This window comes from Arthrobacter sp. MMS24-S77, from assembly GCF_054888235.1.
The window spans coordinates 1,008,744-1,025,203 of the sequence record NZ_JBTZRN010000001.1 but is presented as its reverse complement, the minus strand read 5'-3'; the positions used below and the strand labels follow the sequence as shown (position 1 = coordinate 1,025,203).

General features: G+C 64.9%; 14 protein-coding genes and 1 riboswitch. Of the genes, 5 read left to right on the top strand and 9 right to left on the bottom strand.

What is annotated here, in order from left to right:
- Positions 1-249 precede the first annotated feature (249 nt).
- Both ACX5I4_RS04760 and ACX5I4_RS04755 read left to right on the top strand, forming a co-directional pair.
- Entirely contained in the window at positions 250-1,782 is a 1,533-nt protein-coding gene (locus tag ACX5I4_RS04760; RefSeq protein ID WP_461835650.1) for a sodium:solute symporter family protein, read from the top strand.
- 142 nt (positions 1,783-1,924) lie between these two features.
- Positions 1,925-2,045, top strand: a riboswitch (SAM riboswitch).
- 15 nt (positions 2,046-2,060) lie between these two features.
- Positions 2,061-2,381, top strand: coding sequence for a hypothetical protein (locus ACX5I4_RS04755; RefSeq protein ID WP_461835649.1), 321 nt, complete (start codon positions 2,061-2,063; stop codon positions 2,379-2,381).
- Between the two features lie 41 nt (positions 2,382-2,422).
- Here the strand turns inward: ACX5I4_RS04755 and ACX5I4_RS04750 are convergent, their stop codons facing one another.
- On the bottom strand, positions 2,423-2,611 hold the full coding sequence (locus ACX5I4_RS04750) for a hypothetical protein (protein ID WP_265980291.1): 189 nt from the start codon (positions 2,609-2,611) through the stop codon (positions 2,423-2,425).
- Between the two features lie 306 nt (positions 2,612-2,917).
- Here ACX5I4_RS04750 and ACX5I4_RS04745 point away from each other — a divergent pair, with 306 nt between their 5' ends.
- Together ACX5I4_RS04745 and ACX5I4_RS04740 are read left to right on the top strand one after the other, a co-directional pair.
- Positions 2,918-4,042 (top strand): VIT1/CCC1 transporter family protein, encoded by a 1,125-nt coding sequence (locus ACX5I4_RS04745; RefSeq protein ID WP_461838647.1) that lies wholly within the window; start codon positions 2,918-2,920, stop codon positions 4,040-4,042.
- A 132-nt stretch (positions 4,043-4,174) separates the two neighbouring features.
- The gene (locus ACX5I4_RS04740; RefSeq protein WP_461838646.1) at positions 4,175-5,017 is read left to right on the top strand and encodes a matrixin family metalloprotease; all 843 of its coding nucleotides are present in this window, start codon (positions 4,175-4,177) and stop codon (positions 5,015-5,017) included.
- Positions 5,018-5,175: 158 nt separating this feature from the next.
- Here the strand turns inward: ACX5I4_RS04740 and ACX5I4_RS04735 are convergent, their stop codons facing one another.
- Entirely contained in the window at positions 5,176-6,669 is a 1,494-nt protein-coding gene (locus ACX5I4_RS04735) for an S-layer homology domain-containing protein (protein WP_461835648.1), read from the bottom strand.
- 219 nt (positions 6,670-6,888) lie between these two features.
- Here ACX5I4_RS04735 and ACX5I4_RS04730 point away from each other — a divergent pair, with 219 nt between their 5' ends.
- Positions 6,889-7,455: a dihydrofolate reductase family protein gene (locus ACX5I4_RS04730; RefSeq protein WP_461835647.1), complete on the top strand. Its 567-nt coding sequence runs from the start codon at positions 6,889-6,891 to the stop codon at positions 7,453-7,455.
- Between the two features lie 31 nt (positions 7,456-7,486).
- Here ACX5I4_RS04730 and purU read toward each other — a convergent pair whose 3' ends face one another.
- The 7 genes from purU to glyA are packed head-to-tail and all read right to left on the bottom strand — an operon-like array spanning position 7,487 to position 16,315.
- On the bottom strand, positions 7,487-8,395 hold the full coding sequence (gene purU / locus ACX5I4_RS04725; protein ID WP_461835646.1) for a formyltetrahydrofolate deformylase: 909 nt from the start codon (positions 8,393-8,395) through the stop codon (positions 7,487-7,489).
- 2 nt (positions 8,396-8,397) lie between these two features.
- Complete coding sequence (locus tag ACX5I4_RS04720; protein WP_461835645.1) at positions 8,398-9,789, bottom strand: L-serine ammonia-lyase; 1,392 nt, start codon at positions 9,787-9,789, stop codon at positions 8,398-8,400.
- On the bottom strand, positions 9,789-10,424 hold the full coding sequence (locus ACX5I4_RS04715; RefSeq protein ID WP_461835644.1) for a sarcosine oxidase subunit gamma: 636 nt from the start codon (positions 10,422-10,424) through the stop codon (positions 9,789-9,791). Before ACX5I4_RS04715 ends, ACX5I4_RS04720 begins: the two co-directional genes overlap by 1 nt.
- Positions 10,417-13,362 (bottom strand): 2Fe-2S iron-sulfur cluster-binding protein, encoded by a 2,946-nt coding sequence (locus ACX5I4_RS04710; RefSeq protein WP_461835643.1) that lies wholly within the window; start codon positions 13,360-13,362, stop codon positions 10,417-10,419. Before ACX5I4_RS04710 ends, ACX5I4_RS04715 begins: the two co-directional genes overlap by 8 nt.
- On the bottom strand, positions 13,359-13,688 hold the full coding sequence (locus tag ACX5I4_RS04705; protein ID WP_461835642.1) for a sarcosine oxidase subunit delta: 330 nt from the start codon (positions 13,686-13,688) through the stop codon (positions 13,359-13,361). Before ACX5I4_RS04705 ends, ACX5I4_RS04710 begins: the two co-directional genes overlap by 4 nt.
- 39 nt (positions 13,689-13,727) lie before the next feature.
- Positions 13,728-14,948, bottom strand: coding sequence for a sarcosine oxidase subunit beta family protein (locus ACX5I4_RS04700; protein WP_461835641.1), 1,221 nt, complete (start codon positions 14,946-14,948; stop codon positions 13,728-13,730).
- Positions 14,945-16,315 (bottom strand): serine hydroxymethyltransferase, encoded by a 1,371-nt coding sequence (gene glyA / locus ACX5I4_RS04695; protein ID WP_461835640.1) that lies wholly within the window; start codon positions 16,313-16,315, stop codon positions 14,945-14,947. The genes ACX5I4_RS04700 and glyA overlap by 4 nt, the downstream gene beginning before the upstream one ends.
- Positions 16,316-16,460 lie beyond the last annotated feature (145 nt).

The following is a 16,460-nucleotide window of genomic DNA, read 5'->3' as shown; positions in this document are numbered from 1 at the left end:
ATAGTAGCCGGATCGCTGGCATGGCGGGCCTTTTGGGACGCCGGAGCGTCTCGTGGGGACAGCGGCGTCTTGACTGTTACTCGCATCACTACGTATCCTCATAGGCAACAAGTGTTGTTTGTGAGGCATACATCACAGACTACCCTCCCCAATCACCAGCGCAGAGACCTTCCGCAACCCGCACGGATACCCAGCGGGACCGGCGTCGGAATCCCCAAGAGCTCTGCGCATCAGCTTCAGGAGCCAACCATGGACTCTTCGTTCATCAATATTGCGATAGTGGTGGTGTACTTGCTTGCCATGCTGGCCTTTGGCTGGTGGGGCAAGTCGCGCACCAAGAACAACAGCGACTTCCTGGTGGCGGGACGCCGCCTCGGCCCGATGCTCTACACCGGCACCATGGCCGCCGTGGTCCTCGGCGGTGCATCAACGGTTGGCGGCGTCGGCCTCGGCTACAAGTTCGGCATCTCCGGTATGTGGCTGGTGGTCGCCATCGGCTCCGGTGTGCTCCTCCTGAGCCTGCTTTTCGCCGGCACCATCCAGCGGCTGAAGATCTACACGGTCTCCCAGATGCTGAGCCTTCGCTACGGCCAGCGCGCCACGCAGACCTCCGGCATCGTCATGCTGGCCTACACCCTCATGCTCTGCGCCACGTCAACCGGCGCCTACGCCACCATCTTCGTTGTCCTCTTCGGCTGGGAGCGCTGGCTCGCCATCGCCGTCGGCGGCGCGATCGTCCTGGTCTACTCCACCATCGGCGGCATGTGGTCCATCACCCTCGCCGACCAGGTGCAGTTCATCATCAAGACGGTGGGCATCTTCTTCCTCATGCTCCCGTTCGCCCTCAACGCAGCAGGCGGGCTCGACGCCATCCGTGCCCGCGTTGACGCCAGCTTCTTCCAGCTGGACGGCATCGGAGCCCAGACCATCATCACGTATTTCGTGGTCTACACGCTCGGCCTGCTGATCGGCCAGGACATCTGGCAGCGCGTCTTCACCGCCAAGACCCCCAAGGTGGCCCGTTGGGGCGGCGCCACCGCCGGCGTCTACTGCGTCCTGTACGGCGTCGCCGGCGCCCTGATCGGCCTGGCAGCCCGTGTGGCCCTGCCCAACATCGACGTCAAGGCCCTCGGCAAGGACGTTGTGTACGCGGAGGTGGCAACGCACATCCTGCCGATCGGCATCGGCGGCCTGGTCATGGCCGCAGCAGTCGCCGCCATGATGTCCACGGCCTCCGGTGCCCTCATTGCCGCAGCCACTGTGGCCCGCGCCGACGTTGTCCCGTTCGTGGCAAGCTGGTTCGGCAAGACGATCAACACCGACGACACCGAAAACCCGGAGCACGACGTCAAGGCCAACCGCTACTGGGTCCTTGGCCTGGGCATCGTGGCCGTGTTGATCTCCATGGCGGCGCAAGACGTCGTAGTGGCCTTGACCATCGCCTACGACATCCTGGTGGGCGGCCTGCTGGTCGCCATCCTGGGTGGCTTGGTCTGGAAGCGCGGCACAGGCATCGCCGCGGCATGGTCCATGGCCGTCGGCTCGGTCCTGACCCTGGCCTTGCTGATCGCGTACGCCACGGGGCTCATTCCCAGCGAAGACGGCGTCTACGCCAACGATCCCATCTACTGGGGACTCGGCGCGTCACTGCTCATCTACATCGTGGTCTCCCTCCTCACACCTCCCACGGAGCCCGAGGTCCGCGAAGCCTGGGACCGCCGTGTCGCCGGAGCGGTCACGGAGGAGCTCCCGTTGGAGGCCCACCCGGTGGCCACGCACTAAGCTTCACAGAGTTGATCACGACGGCGGCGCCGCACCTTCTCATTCGAGGGCTGCGGCGCCGCTGCCGTGTCTGGGGGCTTTAGTTTAGAGGCACTGGAATACGGAGGCGCCTGGGGCGGGCCTGCCTGTACAGTAGGAACAGCTTCAAGAGATGTGGCGCCAAGCTCCGACTTGCCATACGCCAACCCCATGTTCACGGGTGGTTCGGATGAAGAAGCGGCCCGACCCCGGACCAGAGACAACCGAGCGGGCAAGAGCAACTCCACCAGGAGAAGGCAATGCCTTTGGAAACCGGCGCTACCGCCACAGCCAGCAACATCACACAGCCAAGCACCCTGCCCGCGGCCCGAGCCAGGCGTGTTGACGAGTTCGTCCGGGTGATTCCCGGCGTCGACCTCTCCCAAGGTTCCATCACGTTCGTGGTGGACGGCCGGCTGGAACGCCATTGGCATCACGAGCCGCGGCTCATCACGCAAGCCCTGTCACAAGCAGTGCAGCCTGCCCGCTGGTTTCCGGCCACCCGGAAGCTCACGCTCACGGTGGCCGCAACCGGGCACCGGGCGGGCGTGGAGCGTCACTTCATCCTGAGCGCGTTTTAGCGCCAGATTCAGCGAGTCGAGGCTATTCGACGCTGCCGGAGCTATTCGATCTCTCCAACCTCACGGTGTTCGTCGACGTCGAGCGGAACCGGCCGTTCGTCGTCGTCGAGGACCTCGGATTGTTCTTCCCAATCCTCGTCCACCTCCAGGTCCTCGTTATAGTCGTAGGCGGGATCGGCCTCGACCGTGGGACGGTCGGGGTGGCGGGCGTGGGTCTCGGTGCTGTCCATGGTGCAACCTCCGTTCGACGTGCCGCTGAGCCCATCGCCAGGCAGATCAGGCAGCCGGTCAACACGCCACCCCGCCCTTCGTGGACCCTGTCCATCCATCCCAGCACTGCCCCATCCGGTGGTCAAGGCTTCGCGGGGGCCTCTGGCGTTTTTGAGGCACACCTAAAACGCCGAGTAAGGATTACCGGCCGAAAAGCCGCGAAAATTGGCGATAAAGTGGACGTGCAATGAGGCGATGAAGCCCGCCCCAGCAACCCAGGAGTCCCGGTGCACCCGCACGCAAAAGCCCCGCATTCAGACAGTCCGTTGGACTCAAGCAGTCCATCGCAAGACGCAGCAGCCGCCAAGACTCCCCCATCGTCGTCGGACATCAAGCGCTGGCGGCAATACTTGGCCGACGAACGCGCCGAGGCCGCCGTGTACCGCGAACTCGCTCAGCGCCGCGACGGTGAGGAACGCGAGATCCTTCTGGCCCTCGCAGAGGCCGAAGGCCGCCATGAGGCACACTGGCTCAAGCTCCTCGGCGAACACGCAGGCATGCCCAAGGCGGCCTCCATCCGCAGCCAAATGCTTGGCTTCCTGGCACGGAATTTCGGTTCAGTGTTCGTCTTGGCCCTCGCGCAAAGGGCGGAAGGCCGCTCCCCTTACGCGAAGGATCCCGCGGCAACCCGGGCCATGGCTGCCGATGAACAGATCCACGAAGAAGTTGTCCGCGGCCTGGCGACACGCGGCCGCAACAGGTTGTCCGGCACTTTCCGCGCCGCGGTATTCGGTGCCAACGACGGCCTGGTCAGCAACCTTTCCCTTGTGATGGGCATGGCCGCCACAGGTGTGCCCGCAACCGTGGTCCTCTTCAGCGGCATCGCGGGCCTGTTGGCGGGCGCCCTGTCCATGGGTGCCGGCGAATATGTCTCGGTCCGCTCGCAACTGGAGCTCCTCAAGGCCACCCGCCCCACCCAGGCCACGCTGACTGCGGCCCCGTCCCTGGACATCGAACACAATGAGCTCGTCCTGGTCTACCTGGCCCGGGGCATGTCCCACGAAGCTGCGGAACACCGGGCCGCCGAACGCATGGGCCTCTACAACTGCGATTGCGATCCCAGCCTCTCGCTCCACCCCGAAGCTGAAGAGGCGGTGGACGAGCACGAGGCGGTTGGCTCCGCCTGGGGTGCTGCCATCTCCAGCTTCTGCTTCTTCGCCTCGGGCGCCATTGTGCCGATCCTGCCGTTCATCTTCGGCATGACGGGCTTCGCTGCGCTCGCTGTGGCCGGTACGCTGGTGGGCATTGCGCTTCTGTCCACGGGCGCCGTCGTCGGCCTGTTGTCCGGAACCTCACCGCTGACCCGCGGCCTCCGGCAGCTCGCCATCGGACTCGGTGCGGCCGCGGCCACGTATGGGCTGGGACTCGTCTTCGGCGCGGTCATCGGTTAGTAGCGTCTGCCCGCTTGGGGCGCGGGAATCAGGGACTTGGGGGAAGACGTGCATTCGAACTACGGGTACGACGGCGGTCCCCCGCCTCCGCAGCGGCGTCCCAGTACCGCCGTCGCACTGTTCCGGAACCTGATGGTAGTGGCGATCGTCGCGGCCGTGGCCGTGCTTGTGAGTGGTTTCCTCCGGGGCGATCCCCGCATCACGGGCCTTCTTCCGAACTTGCCTCCTTCGGCCCAGGCCCCAAGCCACAACTCTTCCCAGGGCGCCGATCCCGGGCCAGGTGCGCGAAAAGCCGCGCGTGCCCCGGACACCCCGCCACCTGGCCTGGAGGAAGCCGGCCACGCGCTCGGCTCCCCCACCAAGCCAGCAATGGCAAGCAACTCCTACAAATTCTTGGCCACCAACGCCGACGGCACTCCGGTGGGCTACTCACCGTGCCGGCCCTTGCACTACGTGGTCAATGCGACCCTCGCCCCTGACGGCTCCGAAGGGCTCATCGCCGACGCCATCGCCAAGATCGCCGCTGCCACGGGCCTCAGATTCGTCAACGACGGCGCCAGCACGGAAACCCCCTCCGAGAAGCGCAAGCCATACCAGCCAGCGCTCTACGGGGATCGTTGGGCACCCCTGCTGATTTCGTGGACCACTCCAGCGGCCGCCCCGGCGTTGGCTGGATCGGTTATCGGCACCGGCGGCAGCACTATGTACAGTTTCGGCTCCGGCCCCAAAAGCTATGTGACGGGAAGCCTGGACCTGGACGGCCCGCAAATCAGGGAACTCCTGGGTGTCCCCGGCGGCGCCCACTACGTATCGGCGGTGGTGCAACACGAACTGGGCCATGTGGTGGGCCTTGACCACGTGGACGATCCCATCCAACTCATGTACCCAGAGATCGGCGCCCCGGATGGCTTGGCGGCCGGAGACCTGAACGGCCTTTACAAACTCGCATCCGCGCCATGCCGGAGCGACCTGTAGACTGGCGCACCCTGTAGCCCGGCCCACCCCCACCACCGCGTCAATGCATCACCGGCTCCAACGGCTCTTCGAGCTGTGCGGTGGAGGCCCGCGCGGAACCGGGCGGCTGGCGGCACTTCATCTGGCAACCCGCCTGGCGACACTGTAGGGGCCGCCCACTACTGGGTGCCCAGGTACCACCCGGTCTGCCAGCGGTAGAGGAACGCGGCCATGGCGTCACGGTTGACTGCGTTCAACGGCCGGAACGTTCCATCCTGGTAGCCCGTGCTGACCCTGGCCGCAGCCAGCCAGGTGATCTCGTTGTAGAAAGGCGAGTGCGGGGTGATGTCGGTAAAGGGTGACGTGGCGGGAGCAGTCCAGTTGGGTGCTCCGCTGAAGCGGTAGAGGAACGCGGCCATGGCATCCCGGTTGATATTGTCACCGGGGCGGAAGCTTCGGTGCCCGTTGTTGGGGTCCACCCAGCCCGTGGTGATGCCGTAGTACGCCAGCCACGTGACTTCCTTGTAAAACGGGGAATTGGGTGCCATGTCCACGAATGGTGAGGTTGCGGGCGGCGTCCAGGAGGGCGAGCCGGCCTGGCGATAGAGGAAGGCGGCCATCGCGTCCCGGTGCACGGGGAGGGATGCCCCGTAGCTTCCGTCGAGGTAGCCTGTGGTGATGCCCTGGCTCGCCAGCCACTGAATCTCGCGATAGAACTGGCTGTTGATGGGGGCGTCGGAGAAACGCTGGGTACACTGCGGGGTTCCCAGAGCGACCTTGGCGAGGGCGTACCGCGCCGCGTCGATCGCGCCATCTGCGACACCCATGACGAAATATTCCGGGTGTGTGGAGCACACCTGCGGGATGGAGCCGGTAGGTACCGTGGCGATCGCCTTGCTTCCGTCGGCGCTGTAGCTCACCTGGGCGTCGATCCTGGTTCCGGGAGTGCCCGTCTTCCAGAAGTAGCCGTAGGGGAAGGCGTTGGTCCAGGTCTTGTCCGGGCCGGAGGTGAAATACCCTGGCACGCTGCGGAAGATCAGCTTGTCCGTGTAGGAAGCAAAGGAGGTGGTGGAGTCCTTCTGGATGAAGAAGGTCCGTGGCAAGGCCTGCGAAAGGCCAAGGTCGATCGAAACAGACGGGGACCCGGCTGGCCCTCCGGCCGTCAGCCCGCTCTGGACGAAGATCCCGCCGTTTCCCGGCGCAATGGGGGTCCCCGTGACCACCACTGCGAAGCCCGAATAGTCCTGAGGCGGGACAGTGCTGGCGCTGCAGTTCCCCGTGGCGTCATGACAGTACTGCATGGATCCCGGGGTCAGGCTCCCCAGACCCTGCGGGATGGGGATCGACAGGTGGAGGGTTGAGGAGTCTGCCACGGCGTCGCCGGCGAGAAGCGGCGTGGCCGTGTTGTCCTCAGTGTTGTAAACCCTGTATTGGAGTGTGCTGTTCACGCTCTTGCCGAGCACCGCGGAAGCATCCGACGGGAGTCTAAGGTCGAGGGTCGTGGCCGACGACGACAGCTGTACCGGTGGGTTGTTGGCGTAGATCTGCGCCCAGGCAGGTGTCGGATCGATAGTGATGACTGGATCAACGGCTTGGGCAGGGACAGCTGTCGCTGCGGCTGCAGTGACGGCAAAAATGCACGCGGCTATTATGCCGCCTTTTCGACGGACCACGAATGTACGCGCCTTTCTAAATGGCGAGTACCTCGCCCCCCAATATTTTGCCGGGTGTCCGGCAAGTGCAACCATATGCGAGGAAAGACCCGGCCCGCAACGGGACGATCGGCGTAGGCTGCCGGCTGGACCGGGTCCTGTTCCGCCTGATCCTGGGGTGCTTAACTGGAAAGCACGACGGCGGCCGCGTCGCCTTTCGCCGCAACGGGAGGTACTCGAATGCGCAAGATCATCCTGATGATGTCGGTGTCCTTGGATGGATTCTTCGAGACGCTCGATCGCGACATCAGCTGGCACGTGGTGGATGACGAGCTCCTCCGATACTTGAACAAGCAGTTCCGAGCCATGGGAGCCTTCATTTACGGGCGCGTCACCCATGAGCTGATGGTCGATTACTGGCCCACTGCCGGGCAGGATCCGGAAATCTCGGCGCCTATGGCGGAGTTCGCCGGGATCTGGCGTGAGATGCCCAAGTTCGTGTTTTCGCGGACCCTCACGCAGGCGGGCTGGAATACAGCGGTGATTCACGACGTCGTACCTGAACAGATCACGGAACTGAAAGCGCAGCCCGGCGGCGACATCGCCTTGAGTGGCGCCAATCTGGCTTCCACCTTCATGCGGCACGGCCTGATCGACGAATTCCGAATTCTCGTTCATCCCGTGGTCCTGGGGCAGGGCAGGCCGCTGTTCGAGTCCCCCGAGGTCCACCTGGACCTCAAGCTTGAGGGGACGCGGACGTTCGGCAACGGCGTGGTTTTGCTCCACTACTCACGCCGCCGAGCCTGAACGGCCCACCCGTTGGTGGGCCGTTCAATCCCTACTTCAGCACCACCGTCCTGCTGCCTTGAAGGATCACACGGCCTTCGCAGTGCCAGCGGACGGCGTTGCTGAGCGCTTTACACTCGGTGTCCCGACCGGCTGCCACCAGGTCGTCCGGACCAAAGGTGTGGTCCACTTCCACCACCTGCTGGGCGATGATCGGTCCCTCGTCCAACTCACCGTTGACGTAGTGGGCAGTGGCACCCACGGTCTTGACGCCTCGCGCGTAGGCCTGGTGGTACGGCTTGGCACCCTTGAAGCTTGGCAGGAACGAATGGTGGATGTTGATGGCACGGCCATCCAACTTCCGGGCAAGATCGTCGCTGAGGACCTGCATGTAGCGCGCCAGGACCACCAGTTCGACGTCCAGGCGATCGATGAGATCGAGAAGCTGCCCCTCGGCCGCCGCCTTGGTGTCCGGCGTGACGGGCACATGGAAGAACGGAATGCCATGCCATTCGACGGTCCGCCTGTGGTCCGGGTGGTTGGAGACTACCCCGACAATGTCGATGGGCAATTCCCCGATGCGGGCCCGGAACAGGAGGTCGTTGAGGCAATGCTCGAACTTGGAGACCATGATCAGCACCCGCCGCTTGGCCCCGTGGCGGTTCAGCTGCCAACGCATGCCGAACTTTTCGGCAACAGGCGCGAAGGCTTCCCGCAGCGAGTCAATGGTCGACTGGTCCCCGTCCGATGCGAAATGGACTCGCATGAAGAAGTGGTGATCCAGTTGGGAGTCGAATTGCTTGTTGTCGATGATGTCGCAGCCGTGTTCCAGGAGGAATCCGGAGACAGCGTGCACAATCCCCCGCGTTTCCGGGCAATCGAGCGTCAGGACATGCTCAACGGTGGTGGCCGGCAGCGCCGCTCCACGTCGCTGGGCGGGTTCGTTCTGTGTGACAGTCATGGCTAGCACTCCACTACGTTGACGGCGAGGCCTCCGCGGGAGGTCTCCTTGTACTTGCTTTTCATGTCCGCTCCTGTCTCTCGCATGGTTTTGATGGCTTTATCAAGGGACACTTTGTGGCTGCCGTCGCCGTGCAGGGCAAGGCGGGCGGCGTTGATGGCCTTCACGCTGGCGATGGCGTTGCGTTCGATGCACGGAATCTGCACCAGCCCGCCTACGGGATCGCACGTGAGGCCGAGGTTGTGTTCAATACCCACTTCTGCGGCATTTTCCACTTGCTCGGGGGTACCCCCTAGGACTTCGCACAGGCCGGCGGCTGCCATGGAACAAGCAGAGCCCACTTCACCTTGGCAGCCGACTTCCGCTCCGGAAATGGACGCGTTGATCTTGAAGAGGATCCCGACGGCGGCCGCCGCGAGCAGGAACCGGACCACACCGTCGTCGTCGGCTCCTTGCACGAACTTCGCGTAGTAATGCAGCACCGCCGGCACAATGCCGGCCGCACCATTGGTGGGCGCGGTGACGATGCGGCCGCCTGCGGCGTTTTCCTCGTTCACGGCCAGCGCGAACAGGTTCACCCATTCCATGGCAAGCAGCGGATCTGCCGAGCTTGAACCCTGCAATCCGGCGTCCGTGGCGGCAAGCGTCTTGAACAACGACGGCGCCCGTCGCCTGACGTTCAAGCCTCCCGGCAGGATTCCTTCCGCAGCGCAGCCGTTGTCCACGCATTCGCGCATGACAGCCCAGATCTGCAGCAGGCGCTCGCGAAGTTCGGCCTCGCTTCGCCACACGAGCTCGTTGGCGAGCATGACGTCGGAAATGGACATGTCCTCCCGTGCACAGATGGCGAGGAGCTCGTCCGCCGTGCTGAAGGGATGAGGCAGCACTGTGCTGTCGGCAACCACTTTGTCACTTCCGGACGCATCGCCGTCCACCACGAAACCGCCGCCAATTGAGTAGTAGCTGCGTTCGCGCAGCACTTCCCCAGTATGGTCGAGGGCCCGGAAGGTCATGCCGTTGGGGTGGGCAGGCAGGGATTTGCGTCGGTGCAGGACCACGTCTTCGTCCCAGTTGAAGTCCACGCGGTGATGTCCGGCGATCCGCAATTCGGCGTCCAGGGCTGCGGCCGCTACCTGGTCGTCGGCAGTGGACGTGTCCACCGTCTCCGGCGCCTGGCCTTGGAGTCCAAGCACCACGGCTTTGTCCGAGCCGTGGCCGCGGCCGGTGGCGCCCAATGAGCCGAAAAGCTCTGCCTGGACGCGCACCGTTGCCGCGAGTTGCCCGGAGGATTCCAGGCCTTCGGTGAACTGCTTTGCCGCCCGCATGGGGCCAACCGTGTGCGAAGACGACGGCCCGATGCCAATGGAAAACAGGTCAAGCACGCTCAGTGCCATCAGGGGACCTCAGGAGAGGCGAATTCCCTCATGCCGTCAAGCAGCCAGCGGCCCAGGAAGTCGGCGAACGAAGCCCGCGGGAAGATCCGGAAGCTCTCCTCACTGGTCTTCCATAGCATCGCGGGGATGTTGCCGATTTCCGTGGCGAGGGCTGTCCCGGTGCTGAAGGCGCGGGGGTGCAAGTCCAGCGAACAACCCTTTTCAAGGACGTCCCGCGCGCGGATGCCGGAAAGCTCGAAGGTAGTGCGGTTGGCGGACAAGTCCACCACTTGGCCCGGGTCCTCGCCCAGGGCCTCCACCAGTGCGCGGACCAGGTCTCCGCCGAGGGAATCGTGGGCAGATTCCGGTGCGACCACCAGGAATTCTTCCGGCCCGAGCCAGAGAGTGGTTGCCCTCTCATCCCCGCTGATCTCACCGCAGGCGGCCGGCAGTCCGCCGGTCACGGACGCGAGGCGGGCTCCGGCGTCGGAATCCTTGTCAACCCGGATCCCCACCATGGTCTGGAACGGGATCTCCTTCAACGCCACGGTTCCAGCCACGGAACCGGACTCGAAGGTCGGCGCAAGGTGCGACGCCGGGCTGCGGCGTGCCGCACGGAGCGTCTCGGGGTTTGCGGGTGTTGCTGTTTCAGCCATCTTTACGGGTCCCTTCAGCGTCGAAAAGTACGGTTTCTCCCACAACGACGTCCAACAGCTGGTCCCCGACGGAGGCCACCAGGGTCTCGCCGATCCGGTTGCGGCCGTTGGTGATCAGTGCCAGGCCGAAGGACCGACCCAAAGCGGCACTGTGGTAGCTCGAGGTCACGAAGCCCTGCATCGGCACGGGGCCGTACGCCGGGTTGACCGGAATTCCCTTTTCCACGAGCTGGGTGCCTTCCGGAAGACGGAACGAGCCGTCCACCGGCAGGACGCTGACCAGGTGCTTGCGGTCCTCGCGCTGGGCGTCAGCCCGAGTGTACGAACGTTTGCCGATGAAGTCCTTGGCCTTGGAAACGATCCATTCCATCCCTGCGTCCTGCGGGGTGACGGTGCCGTCCGTGTCCTGTCCGACGATCGGGTAGCCCTTCTCGGCACGCAGCACGTGCATGGTCTCCGTGCCGTACGGAGTGATGTTGAACTCGGCCCCTGCGGCAGCCACGGATTCCCAGGTGTTGAGCCCGTACCAGGAGGGGACATTGATTTCGTAGGCAAGCTCACCGGAGAACGAAATCCGGCAAACCCGCGCCTGGACCCCGGAGGCCAGCGTGGTCTCGCGGAACGTCATGAACGGGAACGCTTCGGCGTCCAGCCCGCCGTCGGCCGCCAGTTGCGGGGCAACTTTGGCGATCACCGCACGGGATTTGGGCCCGACGACGGCAATCGTCGTCCACTGTTCGGTCACAGACGTGCACACCACGTCAAGTTCGGGCCACTCGGTCTGGTGCCATTCCTCGAGCCAGTCGAGGACCTTGGCGGCGCCGCCGGTGGTGGTGGTCATGAAGTAGCGGTCCTCGTCGAGGCGCAGGGTCACGCCGTCGTCGAAGATCATGCCGTCCGGGGTGCACATGACCCCGTAGCGGGCGGAACCCGGGGCGAGCTTCTTGAACGCATTGGTGTAGATGCGGTTCAGGAACTCACCGGCATCCTTGCCACGGATCTCGATCTTGCCGAGCGTGGTGGCGTCCATGAAGCCCACCGACTCCCGGACCGCGGCGCATTCACGGAGCACGGCGGCGTCCATGTCCTCGCCCGCTTGCGGGTAGAACCACGGGCGCTTCCACTGGCCGACGTCCTCGAAGAGCGCTCCGCGGGCAACGTGCCAGGGGTGGATGGAGGTGACGCGGGCGGGATCGAACAGCTCGCCGCGCTGGCGTCCGGCCAACGCCGCGAAGGCCACCGGCGTGAACGGGGCACGGTACGTGGTGGTTCCGATGTCGCCGATGCCACGGGATGCTTCGCCGGCCTGCTTAAGGGCCGCAGCGATGACGCCGATGGCGTTGACGCCGGACGTCTTGCCTTGGTCGTTGGCGGTGCTGATGGAGGTGTAACGCTTGATGTGTTCCACGGAGCGCATACCGGCCCCGGTGGAACGGAGCACGTCGGCCACGGACTGGTCGCGCTGGAAGTCGACGAAATGGTGGCGCCAGTCCCCCGCGTTTCCGGTCTGCCCCGGCACCAGCCACAACTGGCGGGTGGGGGCGGAGGCGACGGGCGCTTTCGTCTCGGCGGGCACCGTCTGGGTGCTGAACCCCGCGGCGATCGCGGCCGCGGCGCCGGCAGAGATGCCTTCGCCGAGGCAATCTCCGAGCTCGTAGCTTCCGCGGCCTGAGCCGACAACCTGCTGGTCCCTGACCAGGCTGCTCGGCACAAAGCCGGCCAGGTCATCGTCCCAGCGCAGCTTGCCCTGTCGCTGGCTGTGGAGGTGGACTACCGGGCTCCAGCCACCGGAAACCGCCAGCAGATCGCAAGCGAGCCGTTCGACGCCGGAGGTGACTTCGCCGTCGTCGTTGAGGCTGCGGATGGTGACGCCGTCGATCCGGCCGTTCTCCCCCGCGCCGGAGGTATCGGCGACAGCGCTGCCGACGAGGACGCGGATGCCGCTTTCGACGGCGGCTGCCGCTTTGTCGCTCAGCTTCGGACGAGCGTCGACGACGGCGGCGACCTTGACGCCCGCGGCCAGCAGATCCGCAGCCAACAGGTACGCGGAATCGTTGGTGGTACCGATGACTACCCGCCGCCCGGCAGCGACGGCATACCGGTTGAGGTAGCTGCGGACTGCCGAGGCCAGCATGATGCCGGGCCGGTCGTTGTTCTCGAAAACAAGCGGACGCTCATGGGCGCCGGGGGCCAGGATGACCTGCTTAGCACGGATGTGCCAAATACGCTGGCGGGAGACGCCGTCCGCGGCCGGGCTGCCTAGGTGGTCCGTACGGTTCTGTGCCGCGATCACATAGTTCGCGTCATAGGAGCCGAAGGCCGTGGTGCGGTTGAGGACGGTGCATTCGGCGGCGGAAACAAGCTCGGCCTCAACGTCGGCGATCCACTCCAGCGCCGCTTTGCCCTCGATCACCTCGGCCAGTTCCGGAGCAGTGGAACTGGAGAGAAGCGAGCCGCCGAGCTCGGGCTGGTCGTCGATCAGGATGACCCGGGCGCCGGTGCGGACCGTCTCTCGGGCCGCGGCGAGGCCGGAAACGCCGCCGCCAACCACCAGGACGTCGGTGTGGACGTACTTCTTGTCGTACTCGGCGCGGTCCTCGTTGGGGTCCAGCTTGCCGAGGCCGTTCAGGAGCTCGACGCTGAGCCCGTCCACGAGGGACACGGTGGTCGCGGGAAGCATCGACTCTGCGACATGGCCGGGGAAGCGGGCGGCCACCTTGACCAGGGCGTTGGATTCTTCCACTCCGGCGGACATGATGCCGCGGGGCCGATCCTCATAGAGCGAGTTGCCTGCGTTGATGCGGCCGTTGGCAAGCAATGCTGAAGCAACGGTGTCTCCCGGGTGGCCGGTGTATTCCTGGCCGTCCACGGTGAACCGCCAGGAAATGCTGCGGTCGATGCGGCCGCCGGTGGCGAGGCGGGCGTTCTGCGGGGTCACTTCGTGGCTCCTTCCGGAGTGGTGGCTGCCGAGGTGTTCACAACGGCGCGTTCCATGTCAGGGCGCGGTTCGCCCATTGCGTAGACGGCCTGGATGTCGTAGCTGACGGTGTCGCGGAGCATGTTGAACCATTGGCGGCAACCGGTGCTGTGGACCCAGCGTTCGGCGAAGGCGCCCTTCGTGTTGTCGCGGTAGAACAAGTACTCGGCCCATTGGCGGTCAGTCAGCGCGTCCGGGTTTTCCGGATAGGCCACGTGGGCCTGGCCGCCGTAGTGGAATTCTGTTTCGTCTCGTGGCCCGCAATTGGGGCAGCTGATGAGCAGCATGGTTGGTCTCCTAAAGGGCTGCGGCTAGTGGGGCTGCGGCTAGTGGGCGACGGCGGCGGCGCCGTGTTCGTCGATCAGGGCGCCGGTCTCGAAGCGCTCCAGTGCGAACGGCTTGTTGAGCTCGTGCGGCGTGCCGGTGGCGATCGTGTGGGCGAAGGTCAGGCCGGCAGCGGGCGTGCCCTTGAAGCCGCCCGTTCCCCAGCCGCAGTTGACGAACATGTTCTCCACCGGGGTGGTCCCAATGATCGGCGATGCATCCATGGTGGTGTCCACGATTCCGCCCCAGGTCCGGAGCACGTGGGCCCGGGCAAAGATCGGGAAGAGTTCCACGGCGGCAGCCATCTGGTGCTCGATCACGTGGAAGGAGCCGCGCTGGCCGTAGCCGTTGTAGGAGTCGACGCCCGCGCCCATGACCAGTTCGCCCTTGTGTGCTTGGGAAACGTAGACATGCACGTGGTTGGACATGACCACCGTGGGGTGGACGGGTTCATGCAGCTCCGACACCAACGCCTGAAGGGGGTGGGACTGGATCGGGAGGCGGAAGCCGGCCATTTCGGCGAGGACGGAGCTGTGGCCGGCGGCGGCGAGGCCAACCTTTTCGGTGTGGATGGTTCCCTGGTTGGTCTGGACGCCCACCACGCGGTTGCCGTCCTTGAGGAAGCCCGTCACTTCGCAGTTCTGGATGATGTCCACGCCGAGTTCATCGCATTTGCGGGCGAAGGCCCAGGCGACGTGGTCGTGCTTCGCGATGCCTGCGCGGGGCTGGTAGGTGGCGCCCATGACCGGGTAGCGGATGTTGTCGCTGATGTTCAGGATGGGGCAGAGTTCTTTGACCTGCTGCGGGTCCAGCCATTCGGCGTCGACCCCGTTGAGCTTGTTCGCGCCGACGCGGCGGACGCTTTCGCGGACGTCACCCAGCGTGTGGGCGAGGTTCATGACGCCGCGCTGGCTGAAGAGGAAATCGTATTCAAGCTCCTCGGGCAGGATCTCCCAGAGCTTCAGCGCGTGCTCGTAGATCGCGGCACTCTCGTCCCAAAGGTAGTTGGAACGGATAATGGTGGTGTTGCGGGCCATGTTGCCGCCGGCCAGCCAGCCCTTTTCCAGGACGGCGATGTTTGTCATTCCGTGGTTCTTGGCCAGGAAGTACGCGGTGGCCAGGCCATGGCCGCCACCGCCCACAATCACGGCGTCGTAGGATGCCTTGGGCTCCGGGTTACGCCACAGGAAATCCGGGTGTTCAGGGAGTTGGTCTGCGCTCACTGGGCTGCTCCAATCATTTCTGCCTCACGTTCGGTGGCGGCGGCGTCGTTGCCACTGCCTTCCTGGGAAAGGTGTGGGTAAAGCGGGAACTGTTCGGCAAGCGCGGTCACCCTCGCACGGAGTTCGACGGCGGTGTGGTCGCCCAGGGTGCCATCGCTTGTTATGCCCGTACTGGCTGCCGCGATCAGCGCCGTCGCAATGATGTCCGCGACCTCCACGAATTCCTCGGCCCCGAAGCCGCGGGCGGCGAGTGCCGGGGTTCCGATCCGGAGTCCGGAGGAGACCATCGGCGGGCGGGGGTCGAACGGGACCGCGTTGCGGTTCACGGTGATGCCGATGCGGTGAAGTGTGTCCTCGGCCTGCTGGCCGTCCAGTTCTGAGTGGCGCAGGTCCACGAGGACCAGGTGGACGTCGGTACCGCCGTTGACCACCGAGATTCCTGCTGCGGCGACGTCTTCCCGCAGGAGTCGTTCAGCCAGGATTTTGGCGCCTTCCAACACCCGTACTTGACGTTCCTGGAATTCTGGCTCTGCGGCCATCTTGAACGCCACGGCTTTGGCCGCGATGACATGCTCCAGTGGTCCGCCTTGCTGGCCGGGGAAGACTGCACTGTTGATCTTGCGTGCGTACTGCTCCTTGGAGAGGATCACGCCACCGCGCGGACCGCCGAGGGTCTTGTGGGTTGTGGTGGTCACGACGTCGGCATACGGCACGGGGTTGGGGTGCAGGCCCGCGGCGACGAGGCCGGCGAAATGTGCCATGTCCACCATGAGGTAGGCGCCCACGAGGTCGGCGATGCGGCGGAATTCGGCGAAATCAAGGTGGCGCGAATACGCGGACCACCCGGCAACGATCAGCTTCGGGCGGTGTTCCAGGGCCAGGGCTTCGACTTCTGCCATGTCCACCCGGAGGTCGGATTCGCGGACGTGGTACGGGATGACGTTGTACAGCTTGCCCGAGAAGTTGATCCGCATGCCGTGGGTCAGGTGGCCGCCGTGCGCGAGGTCGAGGCCCATGATGGTGTCCCCCGGCTCAAGGAGCGCGAACATGGCTGCCGCATTGGCCTGGGCGCCGGAGTGCGGCTGGACATTTGCGGCCTCCGCGCCGAAGAGTGCCTTCACGCGGTCGATGGCCAATTGCTCGATGACGTCCACGTGCTCGCAGCCGCCGTAGTAGCGCTTGCCCGGGTAGCCTTCCGCGTACTTGTTGGTCAGGACCGAGCCCTGGGCCTGCATGACGGCGGCAGGGGCGAAGTTTTCGGAGGCGATCATTTCCAGCGTGGACTGCTGCCGGATGAGTTCCTGGGCGATCGCCTGTTCAACCTCCGGGTCCGCCTGGGCGAGCGGGCGGATCAGCGGTTCAACCATCATGTTCTCCTCTTGAGATACTTATATTTACTGACTAATCAGCAACTGATATATTAGAACTATTGCCATAGTATGTTGAAGATCACAGAACCGTCAACAGCCCGGCAGCAACTGATCCGCCAGACTTGGAATTGCGGCAAACGGG